Consider the following 16,667-nt stretch of genomic DNA (forward strand, 5'->3'; position numbering starts at 1 on the left):
CTCATCCCTGCTCTTTTTACATACCTACAAGCTTTCTAATACATGTCACATATTATCCAAAATGACTACTGAGCCTTCTTACGCAGCTGACTGTAATACAGCTCGCTGTAGAAACCGCCTTGTTCCAGCAGGGCATCATGCGAGCCTTGCTCCAGGAGATGACCATCCTTCAGCACCAGAATTCGATCAGCCTGGCGGATCGTGTTGAGCCTGTGGGCAATGACAAAGCTGGTGCGGCCTTGCATGAGACGTTGCAGCCCTTCCTGGATTTTGATCTCTGTGACGGTATCGATGCTGCTGGTTGCCTCATCCAAAACGAGGATGGACGGATCGGCCAGAATTGCCCGGGCAATGGCGAGCAGCTGCTTCTGCCCCTGACTAATGCCGCTTCCGTCGGCTTGGAGCACTTTGTCGTACCCGTCCTTCATCCGCACGATGAAGGAGTGAGCATTTGCCAGCCGGGAGGCTGCTTCCACCTCTTCATCCGTCGCGTCCAGACGACCAAACCGAATATTTTCCCGAATCGTACCTTGAAACAGAAAAGAATCCTGCAGTACAAATGCCATATGGGATCTCAGATTCTCACGCCGAATGGTGGTCATATCCCGTCCATCAACGGTTAACGTGCCACCCGTCGGATCATAGAAACGGGATAACAACTGAATTAGCGTCGTTTTCCCTGCCCCGGTCGGACCGACAAGCGCAATCATCTCACCGGGCTTGGCTTCAAAGCTGATTTCGTGCAAAATATTACGTCCTTCATCGTATCCAAAGGATACTTTGTCAAAACGAACAGCTCCCTCTACCTTATCCAGAGATACCGCTGCCCCTTCATCCTTCGCTTCCTCATCTTCGTCCAATACCTCGAATACACGCTCAGCCCCCGCAATCGCGGACAATAACGTATTCCACTGGTTCGCCAGATCATTCAGCGGACGTGTGAATTGACGGGCATATTCCACAAAGATAATAATCACCCCAACCGTAACCGAACCCTGAATCGCCAGAATACCACCGATGCCCGCAACAATCGCAAAGCTCAGGTTATTCAATCCATTCATCAGTTTCGGGATAAAACCGGAGATCGTCTGTGCCCAGAAACCGGAAATCCGGATGCGGGTATTGCGTTCCTCAAAACCGCGAATCACCCGCTCTTCTTGGGAGAATGCCTTGATGATCCGCTGTCCGGATAACGTCTCTTCGATATAACCGTTGAGTTCACCCAGATTGCGTTGCCGTTCCTTGAAGAGCGGCCCCGTTCTGCGTGTAATCCAGCGCATGCCGATTGCCATCAAAGGCACAACGATAAAGGTAAGCAGGGTCAGTAGTGGGCTGAGCCACAGCATAACGCCAAATGTCCCAAGCAGGGTTAATACACTCGAAAAAATCTGGATCGCCGAACTGTTCAACGTACCGCTGACATTCTCGATATCGTTGGTCACCCGACTCATAATTTCCCCCTGCTGGCGTTTACCGAAGAATGGAATCGGCAATTTGTGCAGATGGGAGAACAAGTCATACCGCATGCGGAAGACAGTTTCCTGTGCGATTTCAATCATCCATATATTCTGGAGCCAGGATGTGAGTGAGAATAAGACATAAACTGCCGTTAATCCAATCAGAAACCGAGTCCAGCTTGAACCGGCTTCGCCCGCGATGAACTCATCCACGGCCACCCCTACCATGTAGGGACCAAGTAAAGCGAGTGCGGAGCTGGCGAACACCATCAACAGTACCATGGACAGCTTGACCTTACGCCGTGCCAGATACGTCCAGATCCGACCTAGCGTACCAGACCAGTTCTTCGCTCTTGCCTTGGGTTTGCGGCCAACACCTGACCGTAACGTCTCAGGATCAATCGGTGGCGGTGGCTGACGGAAAGGCTCAATGAATGCTTTGAACATGCTGTGCACCCTCCCCGTATTGTGATTCATGGATTCGACGATACAGCTCTGACGATTCCATCAGGTCTTCATGTTTTCCCTGTCCAATAAGTTGTCCATCATCGAGCAGCAGAATCAGATCCGCTGAAGTCGTCGAACTGATCTTCTGGGTGATGATAAACGTAGTACACGACAATTCCTCCAGCGCATCCAGCAGTCTGCCTTCCGTAGCCACATCCAGTGCACTTGTGCTATCGTCCAGAATCAGAATTCTTGGTCTTCGTACCAGTGCTCGTGCAATGGAAAGTCGCTGTTTCTGTCCACCGGAGAGATTAACTCCCCGTTGACCCAGCAATGTATCATAACCGTTTGGTAAATTTTCAATGGTTTCATGGATCTGCGCACGCTTCGCGGCTTGCACGATCTCCTCCAATGTCGCATCTTCCCGGCCCCAGGCAATATTCTCCCGTACAGAACCGGTAAACAGGATGACCTCCTGCGGCACATAACCAATCGAACCACGCAGCATGGACAGATCCAGCTCTGCTGCATCGGTACCATCAATCCGTACCTTTCCTTGATCCTCTGTGTATAAGCGCGGAATGAGCTGCACTAGCGAGGATTTGCCTGAGCCTGTTGCTCCCATAATGGCAATACGCTCCCCCGCTTTTGCAGTGAATGTGATGTTATCCAGTACTGTAATATCACTATTCGGATAACTGAAGCCTACACTGCGGAATTCAACCGCTCCCTGCACAGCGCGCTGTTTCTTCGCTGAGTATGAAGATTGCGGAGAATGCGAAGATTTCACAGATCCAGCAGATGGTGCAGACGCAGATAACGCCTTCGTCTGTTCAGTCTCCGACGTGTCCTCCGTATTGAACACTTCATTCAGACGTTGCGCCGAAGCGCTTGCTCTGGAGAAGGTTACCAGAATCCATGACAACGCAGACATGGCACCAATTGTGCGAAGCAGATAGTTAATAACGGCAACCACTTCACCCACAGTTGCATTACCGGAGGCGATGTCAACTCGTCCAAACCATAGCACGGCGATGATACAAACGTTCATCATCAGCAGCATGAACGGCATCGTCGTCTCCGTCAGGCGCAGCGCGGAGATCGTGCCTTTCATCAGCTTGCCGCTGAAACCGGCAAAGCGTTCAATCTCATGGCCCATCCGTACGAAGACACGGATCAGCCGAATGCCTGTCAGATTCTCCTGGATGACTCCGTTGACGGCATCCAGTCTGCGCTGCACATTGCGGAACAGCAGCGCTGCCTTTTTGATCATCCACACCACAACAATGAGCAGTACAGGCACCATGACAACCAGCAGCAGACCCAACCTCGGGTTCACGATCACTGCCATAATCATGCTACCAATCACCACCAGCGGTACACGCGTCATGAAGCGCAGACTCATGAAGACGGTGTCCTGTACCTGGGTCACATCCCCTGTTAATCGCGTAATCAGAGACGACGTTGCGAAACGATTGAATACGGCATAAGAGAACGTTTGCACTTTCTCATATAACTTCTCTCGCAGATCGTATCCGAACCCCAAACTCGCATGAGATGCAAAGAACGAACTTGCAATTCCGGCAGCAAAAGCCACAACAGCACTGCCCACGAGCACGCCGCCCCACAACCAGACGACTGACAGGTCTCCCTGTTGAATGCCGTTATCAATGATCTTGGAGATCAAGTAAGGCTGAGCCAACTCCACCGTCAGCTCAATTAACATCATGACTAAGGCTGCAATTGCGGCAACTCGGTACTTCTTCAGGTGATACAACAGCTTGATCATAAGCATTCCTCCGGCTCGGAGCCCCCTAAACCGATACCATGTTCCAGCTCAGAGTCTCCATTAGACATGTTGATTTCTCCACTTCGTCCAATATCTAATCATTTCTATGTACACATATGGTTATTATAGCGTATTTTACAATCCCGCTCCTATTCTTATTACCCTACTTTTCCCTTTACAATAAACTTGTCAACATTTTGACAGTAAAAAAAGGAAGGTCTCCCTTCCACACGCTAGTTAGGCACTTATAGCTGACCTTCACGAATGTCATTGTGCAACCGATTTACCAAGGGCATAATCCGCTTCTCTGAAAAAGCATTCATGACACCTGCAAATCAGGATGATCTGCCTGACTTCGCAGAAATATGTTATCTGTTTACATACTAAAGCGGGATTTTTTCACTACCATCTTCTGCGTCCACGATCACCCCGATTGTGATCATTCAACTCGCCCAGACGATCGTATGTCTCCTTATATATTCGAATCACAGCCTGAACTTTGATAAAATCGGCATCGTCTGGCCCAAGTCCCTCCATAAACATTCTCTGAATGATCTGTTGGAAGAACTGTACTCTGGCCTCCATCTGTTCTTGCTCAAGCTTCAATACTTCTTCGAAGCTATGGTTCCCTATGTAATCCATCAACTCATCATCATGACTGGAATACTCTGCGTTTCTTCGATCTGCAACCCATTCATCCGGCTCATTGGATTGGAGGTTAACACTGGTACGCAGTTGAGATAAGATGATTTTCTCTTTGGCCAACATGACATGGAAATCTTTGTTACGGAGCAACTCCGATACAATCAGACTACACATTTCACGATTTTGGATCAGTATGCCGTCAAATGGATGCAATGTCCAATCCCCGTTCGCATAATACAGGTTAAAGTTAAAGAACTCACTGCCATATTTGTATTGAATATTAATCTTGGTCTCATCAATAATCTCGAATGAAAAGTCCAGCATGTTCAGCAAGCTCCTTCGCACAACCCCAGATTTTACCTTCATTCTATCAAATAAATGAAACAAAGAGACGCACTCAGCGTCCCTCGTAGAAAATAAATACATGTAGCCATCTCGATACGATATGCAGCGAGTCTTACCCTAATCCAGGAAAGATCCTAATGCACTGGAATCTGGTTTGTTTTTTTCTGGTATGGCAGTAGCCTTCGGCCCTTCCAGACCCAGTCGATCGCTCATTTTGGCGTTAAGTGTCGTCATCTTGTTGGTATAGTCATTACAGCTCTCGATGATCCGGCGATTGGACTGCTCGGACAGATCCAGCGCAGACATCAGATCGCCCATCGCCTGATTGACCGCTTCAAGGGACATGGCCGGTTTGGACAACAGCTCATTCGTTTTCTCTGTCGTTGTCTTCAACAATCTGGCATTCTCCTTGAATTGATCTTCAATCGTCTTATTCGTAGCTTCCACAGCAGAAATGACCTTCTCCTGATCATTGAGTGCCATCGCAATCATGGCCGAAACGGTGATCAGATTCGCTGTTTTATCAATGGCGTTATTCACTGAATCAATCAGCTTGTCATTGTTATCATTAATGATGTCAGTAGCTGCGATCGCCTGATTGTAGAGCATGATCATCTCTGTCATGGATTGGGTACGCGTAACCACTTTGCGCAATCCACGCTCCAGATGTGCTTTACGATTCTCGTTCTCAGGCTTGGCGATCTCGGTTTCAAACAACGCTTTTAACTGATTACCAAAGGAGATTTTCGTCTGCAGGTTGTAGATCTCCTGAATCGAAGAACGTTTCAGCTGACGCATGTTCACGATACTTTCTTCCAGGTTATCCTTACCGTCGCGCAACCCGTTAATGATGGCATCAATGTTCGTGCGAACGGATTGATAACGGTACACGTAGTTTTTCAGTGGGCTTTTACGTAACAACTTCCCGACAAAACTCACATTTTTACTCTGCTGCAGACTCTCACATTCATCACGGAGCTTCAGGATCATGTTCGATACCTCAGCCCGATTCCCCGACATCAGTTCATTGACTGGACGATCAAGCAGCTTGAGGGTCTGTCCTGCTCTCTCTTGTGTTTTCACACCCAACTTGCCGATATCATCCATTAAGGTATCCAGGTGAGCCGGATCACTTTGGGACACTTTCTGAATAAGCTGCGTTGCTTCCTGGTTAATCCGTTGCTCATCTTCCTGCTTCAACTGAGCCCATTCCGTTGCCATGCCAATCCCTCCTATAATTCAGAGCTGTTATACCGTTGATGTATTAGTTCCGCTTTGTTCTGGAGCTCCATTAAGTCTTTATGTTCAATCGTTGATACAATATCCGATATCTTGGAATCCACGTCTCGAAGACCATTCAGAAGCATACGCCGATTGTTGCGTTTGGCTTCTCCGCTCAAACGTAGAAATGGATTAATAAAACCGTTCAGGTCTTTCAAAATCAATCTGCGCACCGTATGGTTGATATCCCCATTGTTCAGCTCCTGAAGGGAAGGAATCACACGCTGCAGACGAGCAAACAACGCCAGTGATTTCTCCACGATCTCATTATCCAGCTCGTTCTTCTGACCTTCGGAGATGATCATATCCTCCAGAACTTCCAGGTACTCAATCACCGGATCAAATACAGGATCTGGTTCAGTCCGGGAAGGCTTCGCTTGTTCTGAGCCTGCATGTTGAGCGGGAGTGGAACTCGAATGGGGCTGTGCCGGGGAAGCTTCTATAGTCCCTGCTGGCACTGCGCTCGGCGCTTGTCCACCGTTCAAGCGAGATGTTTCATTTCCAATGTCTGTAGTAGGCACAGGTGCTGATGACGAACCCTCGACCTGTGTACGTGGCGTGGAACGTGAAGGAATCAGTCCCCCCACCACAGTTGCCAGTGCCGGAATCGCCCACGTGATAACATCCGGTAGAAAGGGACTCGAGATTGCCGCGAGACCATAACCGACCAATGCGCCTATACCTATCTTCGTTTTCCGTAACATTACTTGTCCTCCTGCCTGTAACAACACATAAAGTGCATATTCAAAAAGTCTGGTTTTCAGTACCGAGAAGATGGAATGAAGATAGAAATGGAGTAGCGGAGCGTAGGAAAACTACGTGAGCAACCACAATGTTTCCAAAGGAAACATACTTCGTAAGCCTCCCGCTTATTTCGGCTGAATTTCATATTCGATGCTGATGATGCCGTAAGGCATTATTCGTAATCAAAAGTGGACTTTTTGAATAACCTCTTATCCGTATTGTAAAAAAACCATCCAGAAGGTGTCAATGTTGAGGGAAATTCTCAGCTAGACGTGATGTACTCCGCTTACCTTCTGAACGTCGATTATAAATGGCTGTTCGATGTGACTTCCCAGAAGACCAAACTTCGGATGAAGTGGTCCAATATCATGGCCAAGTGCAGACTTGACTGCCAGATAAGGGAAGTTCACGCCGGACAGACAAGACATGTGCAACCCACCCGACATTCGCGGATTGATCTCAAGCAGCTTCGGTGTATCCTTGCGGTATTTCATCTGAATATTAAAATTATAAGGAATCCGATATACCTCTGCCACATTGCGGGCAATCGCCAGCAATTCCTCGTTTTCTTCGAGTAAGCGTAAGCGTCCTCTTTCTTTTCTACGCGGAATAGCCGTTAATAGTTTCCCATCGCGATCCGAAAGACAATCAATGCTGTACTCGTATCCTTCCAGCACCTCCATCACCATGACATTGGGAAAGGACGGAGCAGAAGAGAACGCACGCAGGGCATCTTCATATGAAATCGAGTTAAGCGCATATCCGAACAACTCCTGCAACGGATCACGTTCATTGTTAATGACCCGGAATCCCATACCACCCTCACCATTACATGGTTTGAAGCATACATCATGTCCACGTGCACGCAGCGCCTCATAGGCTTGCTGGAATTGTGCAGCATTACTGACCGTGAAATAATCCGGAATCTCCATAATGCCCTTCTCACGTACCGATTCATAGAAGCGGTCTTTCTCCATCAATTGTTCCAGCAATTCCGTATCCGAGCATACGATAACCCGTGTACCGATCTCTTCGAACAAGGAGATATGTCTACTGATGTCCAGCATGTTCCAGCGCGGAATAAAGACATCAATCTGATGACGACGGCAAAAGTCGAGGCAAAAATCAACATATTCCCGGCCCGTTACACGCGGTTCAACCTCTGCAACATCACAGCCCTGTAATGCCATGTGTCCCGGATCAGGATGAGTGCCGTATATTTCAAATTCGAACCCATCCTCATTGTCCCGAATCGCATTCATATAATGATACGTTACAGAGAACCAACGGTTGAAGTAAATCTTCTTTTTGTTCATTATACGGTCTCCCTTATCTCGGCATGGTCTATCTGGATCTGTTGATCGTTATGGATACGGTGAACGTAATCGAGAATCTCATCTGCTGCAAAAGCACCGAATTGTTCCGTAAATTGATACGGTACCTGCTCGGGTACACGCTGTCTCTCCACATGCAGCTCTCCGTGAGATGGAGCAATGGCATGCTGCGCAAAGTCCAGCAAACAGCGATCCAGCAAGGAATCGCCCGAAGCAATTACAGGCACATCGCCAATGCGTTGCCTAATGTGCTCCACTGCGGCTCTTTTGTTCACGGCCGAGGGCACCAGATAGAGCTTCCGACCCTGAATTGAGCTCTCCCATCCCAGCGTCTCTAACACCCGGATCTTCTCCGCAATGCGTTCCATTGGAAGCTTGTCACGTTCGATCAATAGTGCATAGAACAGCTCATCACACAATCGCTGATTAATCACCCATTCCGGGCTCAGTACGTCGTCAAATAAATCCAGAATCTCTTCGGGTGTAGCTGCCTGCTGACGAAGCAAAGAACGAATATGCAGGTTCCATTCATCGTCTACCTGACCGTCGACAATGATGTTGCCACCATTGCTCGTTACCGCATATTTCGGAATACATTCGGTCTGAAAAATATGAATGCGTCGGTACTGCTCCACAGTACGTGTCGTCACGGGCATAAATACAATATCTTGTGGCAAAGACTGCAACCGCTCCAGTGCATATGCTGACATAAAAGCGGACAACTTGCCGTTAATCCACTCTGCGGGAACAAGTCCCGGTGTATCTTCGGGAATACGGAGCGCACGACGGGAGTACACCAGCGTCTGGTCCAGATCACTTGCGTAGATCATCATTCTCCTCCACCTCCCAGGGATTGAATAATGCCGCAACAGGAATAGGTTAATCCCGGATATACCTCAACCGGCACATCTCTGTCTCTGGCGAGCATCATGATATGTTGCAAATCCGGATTATCCAGACGGTCCACAAGAATCTTCCAAGGGACCCGGCGCAGCAGCACCCGGGTTGTTTCTCCGATTCCAGGTTTAATCAGATTGATGCTCGCAATGCCAAAGGATTGCTGAATGGACTCAATATCCTGCCAGCCTTTCCAGGTGATTTCCAAAGTACCGATAGCATTGGTGTCCGTACGAAGTTCCGCTTGGTTCATCACCTGTGGAAAATGCTGAGCGATGGTATCCACGTATTGGTTCGACACATCGTCAGAGGACCATTCACGATACCATTTGGCTCCGTGAAAATCTGTCGGCCCAATCAGATCATCCCGAAGCACTGTACGGCTCACAAGTCCCGAGACCGTCGAATTCAGACAAGCGCTAGGAATGAGATAATCTTCCCTTGTCCCAAAGGTGCCTGAACATTGCCCCGGATCGGCCAACACGGCAAGATCATCATCGAGGTTTACGCCATAAGTCCGTTCCATTTGATCACAAGATTCTTTCAGCACTTTGCGAATAGCCCCTTTGCCGGTCCAACCGTCTACAAACTGAATGGCTTTTTCCAGCCCATGCTGCTGTAAAATATATAAAATTGCGTTCTCATCCATACCTTTGCCACGAATAATCGAAATGCTATAATGCGGAATCGTCACCTTGTATTTCAATTCAATATAACGCTTGATCAGGATGCCAATAGGAGTTCCCGCTCGAGCCAGAGATACCAGCACAAGATTCAGGCCCCTGCGCTCCACGATCTTCTCAGCTACAATGGCGGTATGAAGTGCGATTCTTGCGGCGGATTGTTCCAACGTCTGGTGAAACAGCTGGATGTATTCGGCTGTGGGCTGATATTCCACAGGTAACATCTCTGAATAATGAACCCCGGATTGGATCGCCTGCTCCCGTTCACCTGTTCCCTTTTCCAGATCCACATGGCTGATATCCTTCAGTAGGAAAACAACGTCGGATGCAGCATAGCTGCCCATCCGCTCGGGAGACTGAATCTCACGTTGTCTGATTAGCTCCAGTGTAGTTAAGTTCATTGCTCGTTGTCCCCTGTCTTCTCTGGCAAGCCGCAATATACAATATGAATGTGTCCGCATCCCAGCTGCTCCAGTACCTTCACCATCGGTTCCATTCGTTCTTCGGACATCTGTCTCTCCAGCAGAACAAAAATCTCATCATATTGTCCTGGGGCGATGTTGTAGATAAAGTTACGAACAGATGCGTCTTCCGGTGAGGCGTATCCAGAACCACTACGAACAGCATATCCTGGAGCCGGATGGGTATGGATTGGACTGCGAGTAGTGGATTGATACAACACGCCTTCCCCCATCTCGGCAGCAATACGCATCGGAATGTACATGAACTCCCCTGTTCCCATCACCAAAGTCCGTTCTCCCGTACGCTGCGACCGAAGTCGTTCTGCAATCTGGCTAATCTCCTGACGTAATACGCCATTATGCCGGGATTGCATACCAAACCTGCCCGTATGCTGGACGTAGCTCGCTGCGCTACGGTTACCTTCACCATCCTCCGAAGTGGCATGAAGCTGATCGAAGGCATCGGCAACGTTAGATGTCTGAAGCGTCACGGCATGTTGGGGTAGCTGGTCAGTTTGCTGTCTTGCTTCCAACTGTGGAGTACCCACCACATCAATGCGACCCTTCAACAGGCTTAACGGTGTAATGGTAATCCCAAGCTCAACTTCCAGTTCGGCAAATCGATTCTCGTCCGCTTCCGTACGCCAGTCCAGCAGTGAAGCAATCACATATTGCTTCCGAGGATATCGGGCCTGAATATCCCGAATGATATTCAACGTCGTTTTGCCCGTCGTAATCTCATCGTCCACCAGAACAATTGGACCCTCTCCTGCAAAAGCTTCGTGATCCAACGCATAACAGCGATGAGCCATCGCGTGGGAATGTTCTTCTTCAAATTGAATATCCGGACGCATCGCTGGAACATATTCGCGAGTGGTATGAATGTAGGAAGCATGATCAGCAAACATCTCGTACATACTGTGGCCCAGCGCTGTAGCTGTCTCGGCAAAACCAACAAAACGAATCGTTTCTGGCAAACTCAATTTTTCTTGCAACAACATGTTGTACACTTGCCGGGCTTGCTTGGGATCAATCAATCCTTCGACCATTTCCCGTTTCCATTCGATGATCTGATCTTTGGTCTCTTCAGTCTTTTCAGTCAGGTGCTCATATAACAGAACAGCCAATGCAGCGCCGCTCAGAAGCGAGGTATACGGGTTAACCGGGATATGCTTGCCCAGCAGTCTGCTTACAAACAGAAAAGAACGTTTCTTATTGATTCGTGCAGCCATTGAAAATAATGATTCCAGTGGAAGTTGCAGCGGATTATGTGTGACCTGAACGTGCAGACTGAATTGATCAAGAATTGGAAACGTAGTTGTCTTGTTGTTCGTGCTTGGGCAAGAGCCCGACAAAATGCTGCTGTTCATGTAACACCCCATATATTTGTGATCGGATTAGAATTCGATTCGCCCAGCTCAAGTGTGGTTTAATCTCATTCATTTTGTTATAGTAATTACTTTTGAACACACCCAGGCTACCGTCATTACGGGCGATGATGTCTTGGGCATCAGAATATTCCTCATGTGTAACAACGTACATCGCTTGTACCGGCTTGATATGAGAAGGATGAATGATCGTTTTGCCAACAATTCCATTTTCCTTGTCCATCATGACTTCACGCATCAATCCATCCATTGTGTTCGTAATATATTTCATTCTCAGATGAAGCCCTGATTTGCCGAGAGTTTCTTCGAATGGAGTCTGTCGTAATTGAGGCTTGAACACGCGCTCCCGCTGGCTAAAATATTCCCAGACTGGACCCGAAATCACGTACGGCTTGTCCATCCGACCGAACAGATTAATAATATCCGAGATGCAGTCACGGATCGTGGCGATATCGTATATGGTCAGTTCAGGGCTGCGACGTAGTCCAAACAGGCTGGAGAAATCGGTCGCACCAATGCGTACATTGAGCACATATTCATCATTTTCATCGAGGATGTTTCGAATATCCAGCAAAGTCTCCCACCGTGTCTCCCGATAGATTATAGAAGCAGTCTCTAGGATAGGCATTCCATAGAGAACGGGATAATGATCCGGTTTCAGTTGATTATACTTGCGGATCTGTTCGAAATAGGCTCTTCCATTCCCCACACAGAACTTGGGCAAAGCCACGCCTGTTAGCATGGATACCAGTTCTCCCAACGTATCAATCAGACGTTCCAACTGTTGTGGTGAACGTACACGAGCAAACAGAAGAGGCACTCGATCCTGACTGAGCATGCCTGTCTCCATATAAGTCATCAGTTGAGTTAGATGCTGTGCCAGACACTGTTCGGCAAACTCCACTTGGTCGTCACCCACAGCGTCCTCCAGATCAATAATAATGGTCGTCAGACCTTCATGCTTACCATTTATAATGTCGTCCGCGATATGTGTGCGCGTCGCGGGCATATATAAAGCGGCCCCAACAGCATATGCCAGTAAATCTTTGGAAGTCCGGTGATTGAACGAGACGGGCGAAGAGAAAAATAAAGTATCTTCTTCTTCCAGACTCAAAAAATTAAAATATTTCAGGATTGTCTCCTCCTCGCACCTTTGGCAATAGCCAATCTGCATGAATTGATTCAAGCTGTCGGGGCATAAAAACCAATCCCTCCTTAATCTGGAGGGATTGAATGAATACATACGAATAATTATTTTCTTCCAGCAACCCACTGCATTCCCCAATCATGGGCCTCGTCCAACGCCTGATGCCCATTATAGAACTGCACAATTCGTTCAATACTGAATGTCTCATTGTTCACATTACGTAACATCGCAATGCCACACATGCCGAGTGGACTTCCGTATTCATTCATCCGGACAATGATATCGGGACCATCCTTCTGTTGGATGGTTACCACACCGTCTACTTGAGACCAGTTGGCCACGCCGCCATAAATATAGGTAAATACCAGAATCCGCTCAATTTCCGAAATGCGTGCTCCATTAATTCGTAGATTCTCTCCCGTTTTAACCGATCCCGTCCGGTCATCACCATCCAGGGCAATATAAGGAAAACGGTTCAGCGAACCAAATGTTTGTCCCAAGGCCTGGATCACATCCCTTGTACCATCCTTCATCTCGAACAGGCAGCCCAGGTCCAGATCAATACTCTTGTTACGACCAAATAACCCTTTGCCGCCCTGTTGATTCCAGTTCAGGTTAATCAGGATTTCACCAAGTCCCCCTGCATTTTTCTTGAGGTTAATGGTGTCACCTTTCTTCTTCAATTCAATTTTGCTGAAATTGATCGAATTCACAGGAGCAGGCGTCGGCTCAGGTACAGGTACCGGGGGTGGTGGAGTCGGTGCAGCTATCGGGGGAATGGTTGATGTGCTTGGCGCAGAATCTGATCCACCATCCACATCCACACCAAAGTTGGCACATAGTGCATTCAATCCTCCTGCAAAACCCGATCCTATAGCATTAAACTTCCATTCTCCGTTATGACGATACAATTCACCGATGACAATCGCGGTCTCCACTGTAAAACCGCTGCCCAGTTCATATCTCATCACTTCCTGACCTGTAGCTGTATTGGCAAATCGTAGAAAACCATGCTGTACCTGTCCAAAATGATGTCGTCGTGCTTCACCGTCATGAATCGTCAGGCTGAAGGCGATTTTCTCAATTCGGGCAGGGATTTTGCCAAGATCAATGGCGAACTGTTTCTTTTCTCCATCAACCTGCCCACCATCCATATACGTGATGAACGAGGTAGAAGGCTGGTTATAGAAGATAAAATCCTCATCTCCAGCCACTTTATTGTCTGAAGCCAGAAGGAATGCCGATGTGTCCAGCTCCACTCCGGAAGCTGCCTCCCAACCAATGCCTACGGTTAGACGGGACAAGCCCGGATTGGTTTTGGTCAGATCACTCTTTTGGCCTTTCACGACAGAAATCGCCATAGCAGACTCACCTTTCTTATGCCAAGTTATTGTGCATCCAGTCCGTAATGTTTGCATAAAGCAGATAGTCCGCCTGTAAAACCGCTGCCTACCGCCTGGAATTTCCAGTCCATACCTGCACGGTAAAACTCACAGAACACCACAGCTGTTTCCGTGGAGTAGTCTTCTCCCAGGTCAAAACGAAGCACTTCCCGATCGCTTGCAGCATCAACAACACGAACAAAAGCGTTGGAGACTTGTCCAAAATTCTGCCCTCGTCCATCTCCATCATAGATCGTTACCGTAATCCCGATTCGGTGAATGTGCGCAGGGATTTTGCTGAAGTCAACGACAACTTGCTCATCATCGCCGTCACCCTCACCCGTACGATTGTCACCGGTATGTGTTACTGAACCCGCACCACCGCTTGGATTGTTGTAAAAAACAAAATCATCCGTACCTTTGGCTTTTCCATCTTCATACAGCAAAAAAGCCGAAGCGTCCAGGTCAAAATCGACTCCACCACTATATTTGTTCGTATCCCAACCCAAACCAACCACAACACGGGTAAGGCCCGGATTCGTCTTAGTCAGGTCAATACGTTGTCCTTTGGCAAGACTGATCGTCATTTGTTTTTCCACCTTTCCAAGATATGTGATTAAATGAAAAGGAGAACCGTCCAGGAGACGGTTCTTCCCATCCTGTAAGTCTTACTGTACGTCCTATTGCAAACCGTAGTCGCGTGTCAGTCCAACCAATCCATCCTGGTAACCACTACCAATAGCACTGAACTTCCATTCGCCGCTATGACGATACAATTCACCAACAACTACACCCGTTTCAATGGAGAAGTCTTCTCCCAGGTCGAAACGAATCAATTCTTCGTTGTTTGCTTCGTTGACGATTCGCACATAAGCACGGGAGACTTGTCCGAAGTTCTGGCTACGTTCCGTAGCTTCGTAGATCGTAATGGAGAATGCAATTTTCTCTACATTGGCGGGTACGTTAGGCAGGTCGATATTGATCTGCTCATCATCACCATCGCCATCTCCTGTACGGTTGTCACCGGTGTGAACAACAGAACCATTTTCATTTTGTGGATTGTTGAAGAAGATGAAGTTTTTCTCGCCTTCTACTTTACCATTTGCATTGGCACAGAATACCGATACGTCCAGGTCAAAGTCTTTTCCGCCATCATACTTGTTGGTATCCCAGCCCAAACCTACTGTAATTTTGGTTAGACCTGGATTGGTTTTAGTCAGATCGATCTTTTGACCTTTGGAAAGATTAATTGCCATCGTTGATCATCCTCGCTTATTTATAATTTAGTGTAGTTATCGTTACATATGAATATCAGGATTATTGTCGAATTAGAATAAATCTTGTACTTAGGAGTACTTGCGAGCGAGTTCGTTGATATGTACCGCATGGGAACCCTCTCCAATTGCCGAGAATTTCCATTCACTTCCATGACGATACAATTCACCACAGATCAACGCTGTTGAACCTGTGTAATTATCGGATAGATTGAACTTCACCAGCTCACTGGAATTTTTACCATCCAGAATACGAATATAAGCCCTCTCAATCATGCCAAAATCTTGCTTGCGATTGACGCAATCGTAGATATTAACAACGATTAATACTTTATGAACATCAGCAGGAATACGGGACAGATCCATTTTGATCTGTTCGTCGTCACCGTCTCCCTGTCCTGTTAGATTGTCACCTGAATGGATAACCGAACGACATGCACTTTGCTTGTTGTGGAAGCATACCAGGTTGGAGTCTTTCACCAACTTGCCTTCTTCATTCAACATGATCGCCGATGCATCACAATCGATATCCGCTTGTTTTTTTCTTCCGAAGAAACCTTTGGCAGTTACCGGGTCCCAACCGAGACCAGCAATCACCTCAGTAAGTCCTGCATTGCCTTTGGTTAAATCAATCTTCTGTCCTTTGACCAAATTAATGCTTGCCACTGATTTTCACCTCCCTTCATATGTAAAATAGCTACTTAGAGATTGAATTCACCCGGATTCAGTCCAAGCACATTGCATATCTCAGCAACGACTCTTTTCTCCTGATCATCAAAGTTGCCGTCAGCTGAACCAATCGCACTGCACACACCCACAATAACGCGGCCTACATCTGGCTTGGATCTGAATTTCCCAATAGCTTTCAGGGCTTCCTGCTTCCCGATCTCCGGAGAGAACTCAAAGTTCGCCACGTAATGATTGAAGCGTATAATCACTTCTCCCATGTCGAATACTTTCAATTCCTGACTCAGTTTAATATAGCCGGCCATCTTGTTCTTCTCGGCTTCGTCAATGGAACCATCTGCAAAAGCAACCAGTGCACAGCCTGCAACTACGGCGTCCATAAAATCTTTATTTTTAAATTTTTTGACTTGCTCTTCAAGTCCTTGTTTTGTTGAATTTAACCAGCCTTTAAATGAACTCATACTCAACCTCCAATAGTTTCATACATGGTGTTCTTCCCACTTTTTCATGGTTTTCAGTAATTTTCATCCCTACATCATGATTGAATATAAGTTAAATTATTCCTTAACTATACTCTGAAATACGGCAATATTCTACATTAAAAAACAATTAATACCTTATGATACGCATCGTTCTGGATATAGTTTCAAGCAAGATGCAAGAACTTCCTATTCACTTCATTTTTCAGGCAAATATGCACGTAAAA

General features: G+C 47.2%; 15 protein-coding genes. All 15 read right to left on the bottom strand.

The genetic code is table 11. From position 1 onward, the window contains the following. Positions 1-65: 65 nt before the first annotated feature. Positions 66-1,904, bottom strand: coding sequence for an ABC transporter ATP-binding protein (locus tag AC4G47_RS25010; protein WP_491103273.1), 1,839 nt, complete (start codon positions 1,902-1,904; stop codon positions 66-68). After that, the gene (locus AC4G47_RS25015) at positions 1,885-3,693 is read right to left on the bottom strand and encodes an ABC transporter ATP-binding protein (protein WP_491103274.1); all 1,809 of its coding nucleotides are present in this window, start codon (positions 3,691-3,693) and stop codon (positions 1,885-1,887) included. Before AC4G47_RS25015 ends, AC4G47_RS25010 begins: the two co-directional genes overlap by 20 nt. Positions 3,694-4,095: 402 nt before the next feature. Beyond that, positions 4,096-4,662 carry a hypothetical protein gene (locus AC4G47_RS25020; protein WP_491103276.1) on the bottom strand — a complete coding sequence of 189 codons (567 nt, stop codon included), beginning with the start codon at positions 4,660-4,662 and terminating at the stop codon, positions 4,096-4,098. Positions 4,663-4,800: 138 nt separating this feature from the next. Continuing rightward, entirely contained in the window at positions 4,801-5,904 is a 1,104-nt protein-coding gene (locus AC4G47_RS25025; protein WP_215077216.1) for a toxic anion resistance protein, read from the bottom strand. A gap of 11 nt (positions 5,905-5,915) precedes the next feature. After that, positions 5,916-6,668, bottom strand: coding sequence for a hypothetical protein (locus AC4G47_RS25030; RefSeq protein WP_491103277.1), 753 nt, complete (start codon positions 6,666-6,668; stop codon positions 5,916-5,918). Positions 6,669-6,974: 306 nt separating this feature from the next. After that, entirely contained in the window at positions 6,975-8,024 is a 1,050-nt protein-coding gene (locus tag AC4G47_RS25035) for an ATP-grasp domain-containing protein (protein WP_491103278.1), read from the bottom strand. Next, entirely contained in the window at positions 8,024-8,872 is an 849-nt protein-coding gene (locus AC4G47_RS25040; RefSeq protein WP_491106790.1) for an HAD family hydrolase, read from the bottom strand. Before AC4G47_RS25040 ends, AC4G47_RS25035 begins: the two co-directional genes overlap by 1 nt. After that, positions 8,872-10,023 carry a cysteine protease StiP family protein gene (locus AC4G47_RS25045; protein WP_491103279.1) on the bottom strand — a complete coding sequence of 384 codons (1,152 nt, stop codon included), beginning with the start codon at positions 10,021-10,023 and terminating at the stop codon, positions 8,872-8,874. Before AC4G47_RS25045 ends, AC4G47_RS25040 begins: the two co-directional genes overlap by 1 nt. Then, on the bottom strand, positions 10,020-11,453 hold the full coding sequence (locus tag AC4G47_RS25050; RefSeq protein ID WP_491103280.1) for a phosphoribosyltransferase family protein: 1,434 nt from the start codon (positions 11,451-11,453) through the stop codon (positions 10,020-10,022). The genes AC4G47_RS25045 and AC4G47_RS25050 overlap by 4 nt, the downstream gene beginning before the upstream one ends. Continuing rightward, positions 11,383-12,603, bottom strand: a complete 1,221-nt coding sequence (locus AC4G47_RS25055; protein ID WP_491106791.1) for an HpcH/HpaI aldolase/citrate lyase family protein — start codon at positions 12,601-12,603, stop codon at positions 11,383-11,385. The genes AC4G47_RS25050 and AC4G47_RS25055 overlap by 71 nt, the downstream gene beginning before the upstream one ends. 119 nt (positions 12,604-12,722) lie before the next feature. Next, on the bottom strand, positions 12,723-13,979 hold the full coding sequence (locus AC4G47_RS25060) for a TerD family protein (RefSeq protein ID WP_491103282.1): 1,257 nt from the start codon (positions 13,977-13,979) through the stop codon (positions 12,723-12,725). 26 nt (positions 13,980-14,005) lie between these two features. After that, on the bottom strand, positions 14,006-14,587 hold the full coding sequence (locus AC4G47_RS25065) for a TerD family protein (protein ID WP_491103283.1): 582 nt from the start codon (positions 14,585-14,587) through the stop codon (positions 14,006-14,008). A gap of 93 nt (positions 14,588-14,680) precedes the next feature. After that, on the bottom strand, positions 14,681-15,256 hold the full coding sequence (locus tag AC4G47_RS25070; protein WP_076213449.1) for a TerD family protein: 576 nt from the start codon (positions 15,254-15,256) through the stop codon (positions 14,681-14,683). 90 nt (positions 15,257-15,346) lie between these two features. Continuing rightward, entirely contained in the window at positions 15,347-15,940 is a 594-nt protein-coding gene (locus AC4G47_RS25075; protein ID WP_491103285.1) for a TerD family protein, read from the bottom strand. A 35-nt stretch (positions 15,941-15,975) separates the two neighbouring features. Continuing rightward, the gene (locus AC4G47_RS25080) at positions 15,976-16,422 is read right to left on the bottom strand and encodes a tellurite resistance TerB family protein (protein ID WP_491103286.1); all 447 of its coding nucleotides are present in this window, start codon (positions 16,420-16,422) and stop codon (positions 15,976-15,978) included. Between the last annotated feature and the right edge of the window lie 245 nt (positions 16,423-16,667).

It is taken from the genome of Paenibacillus sp. Negev47 (genome assembly GCF_058313655.1).

Coding starts and splice junctions, on each gene's coding strand:
- AC4G47_RS25010 (WP_491103273.1), bottom strand. CDS start 1,904: ATGTTCAAAGCATTCATTGAGCCTTTCCGTCAGCCACCGCCACCGATT.
- AC4G47_RS25015 (WP_491103274.1), bottom strand. CDS start 3,693: ATGATCAAGCTGTTGTATCACCTGAAGAAGTACCGAGTTGCCGCAATT.
- AC4G47_RS25020 (WP_491103276.1), bottom strand. CDS start 4,662: ATGCTGGACTTTTCATTCGAGATTATTGATGAGACCAAGATTAATATT.
- AC4G47_RS25025 (WP_215077216.1), bottom strand. CDS start 5,904: ATGGCAACGGAATGGGCTCAGTTGAAGCAGGAAGATGAGCAACGGATT.
- AC4G47_RS25030 (WP_491103277.1), bottom strand. CDS start 6,668: ATGTTACGGAAAACGAAGATAGGTATAGGCGCATTGGTCGGTTATGGT.
- AC4G47_RS25035 (WP_491103278.1), bottom strand. CDS start 8,024: ATGAACAAAAAGAAGATTTACTTCAACCGTTGGTTCTCTGTAACGTAT.
- AC4G47_RS25040 (WP_491106790.1), bottom strand. CDS start 8,872: ATGATCTACGCAAGTGATCTGGACCAGACGCTGGTGTACTCCCGTCGT.
- AC4G47_RS25045 (WP_491103279.1), bottom strand. CDS start 10,023: ATGAACTTAACTACACTGGAGCTAATCAGACAACGTGAGATTCAGTCT.
- AC4G47_RS25050 (WP_491103280.1), bottom strand. CDS start 11,453: ATGAACAGCAGCATTTTGTCGGGCTCTTGCCCAAGCACGAACAACAAG.
- AC4G47_RS25060 (WP_491103282.1), bottom strand. CDS start 13,979: ATGGCGATTTCTGTCGTGAAAGGCCAAAAGAGTGATCTGACCAAAACC.
- AC4G47_RS25065 (WP_491103283.1), bottom strand. CDS start 14,587: ATGACGATCAGTCTTGCCAAAGGACAACGTATTGACCTGACTAAGACG.
- AC4G47_RS25070 (WP_076213449.1), bottom strand. CDS start 15,256: ATGGCAATTAATCTTTCCAAAGGTCAAAAGATCGATCTGACTAAAACC.
- AC4G47_RS25080 (WP_491103286.1), bottom strand. CDS start 16,422: ATGAGTTCATTTAAAGGCTGGTTAAATTCAACAAAACAAGGACTTGAA.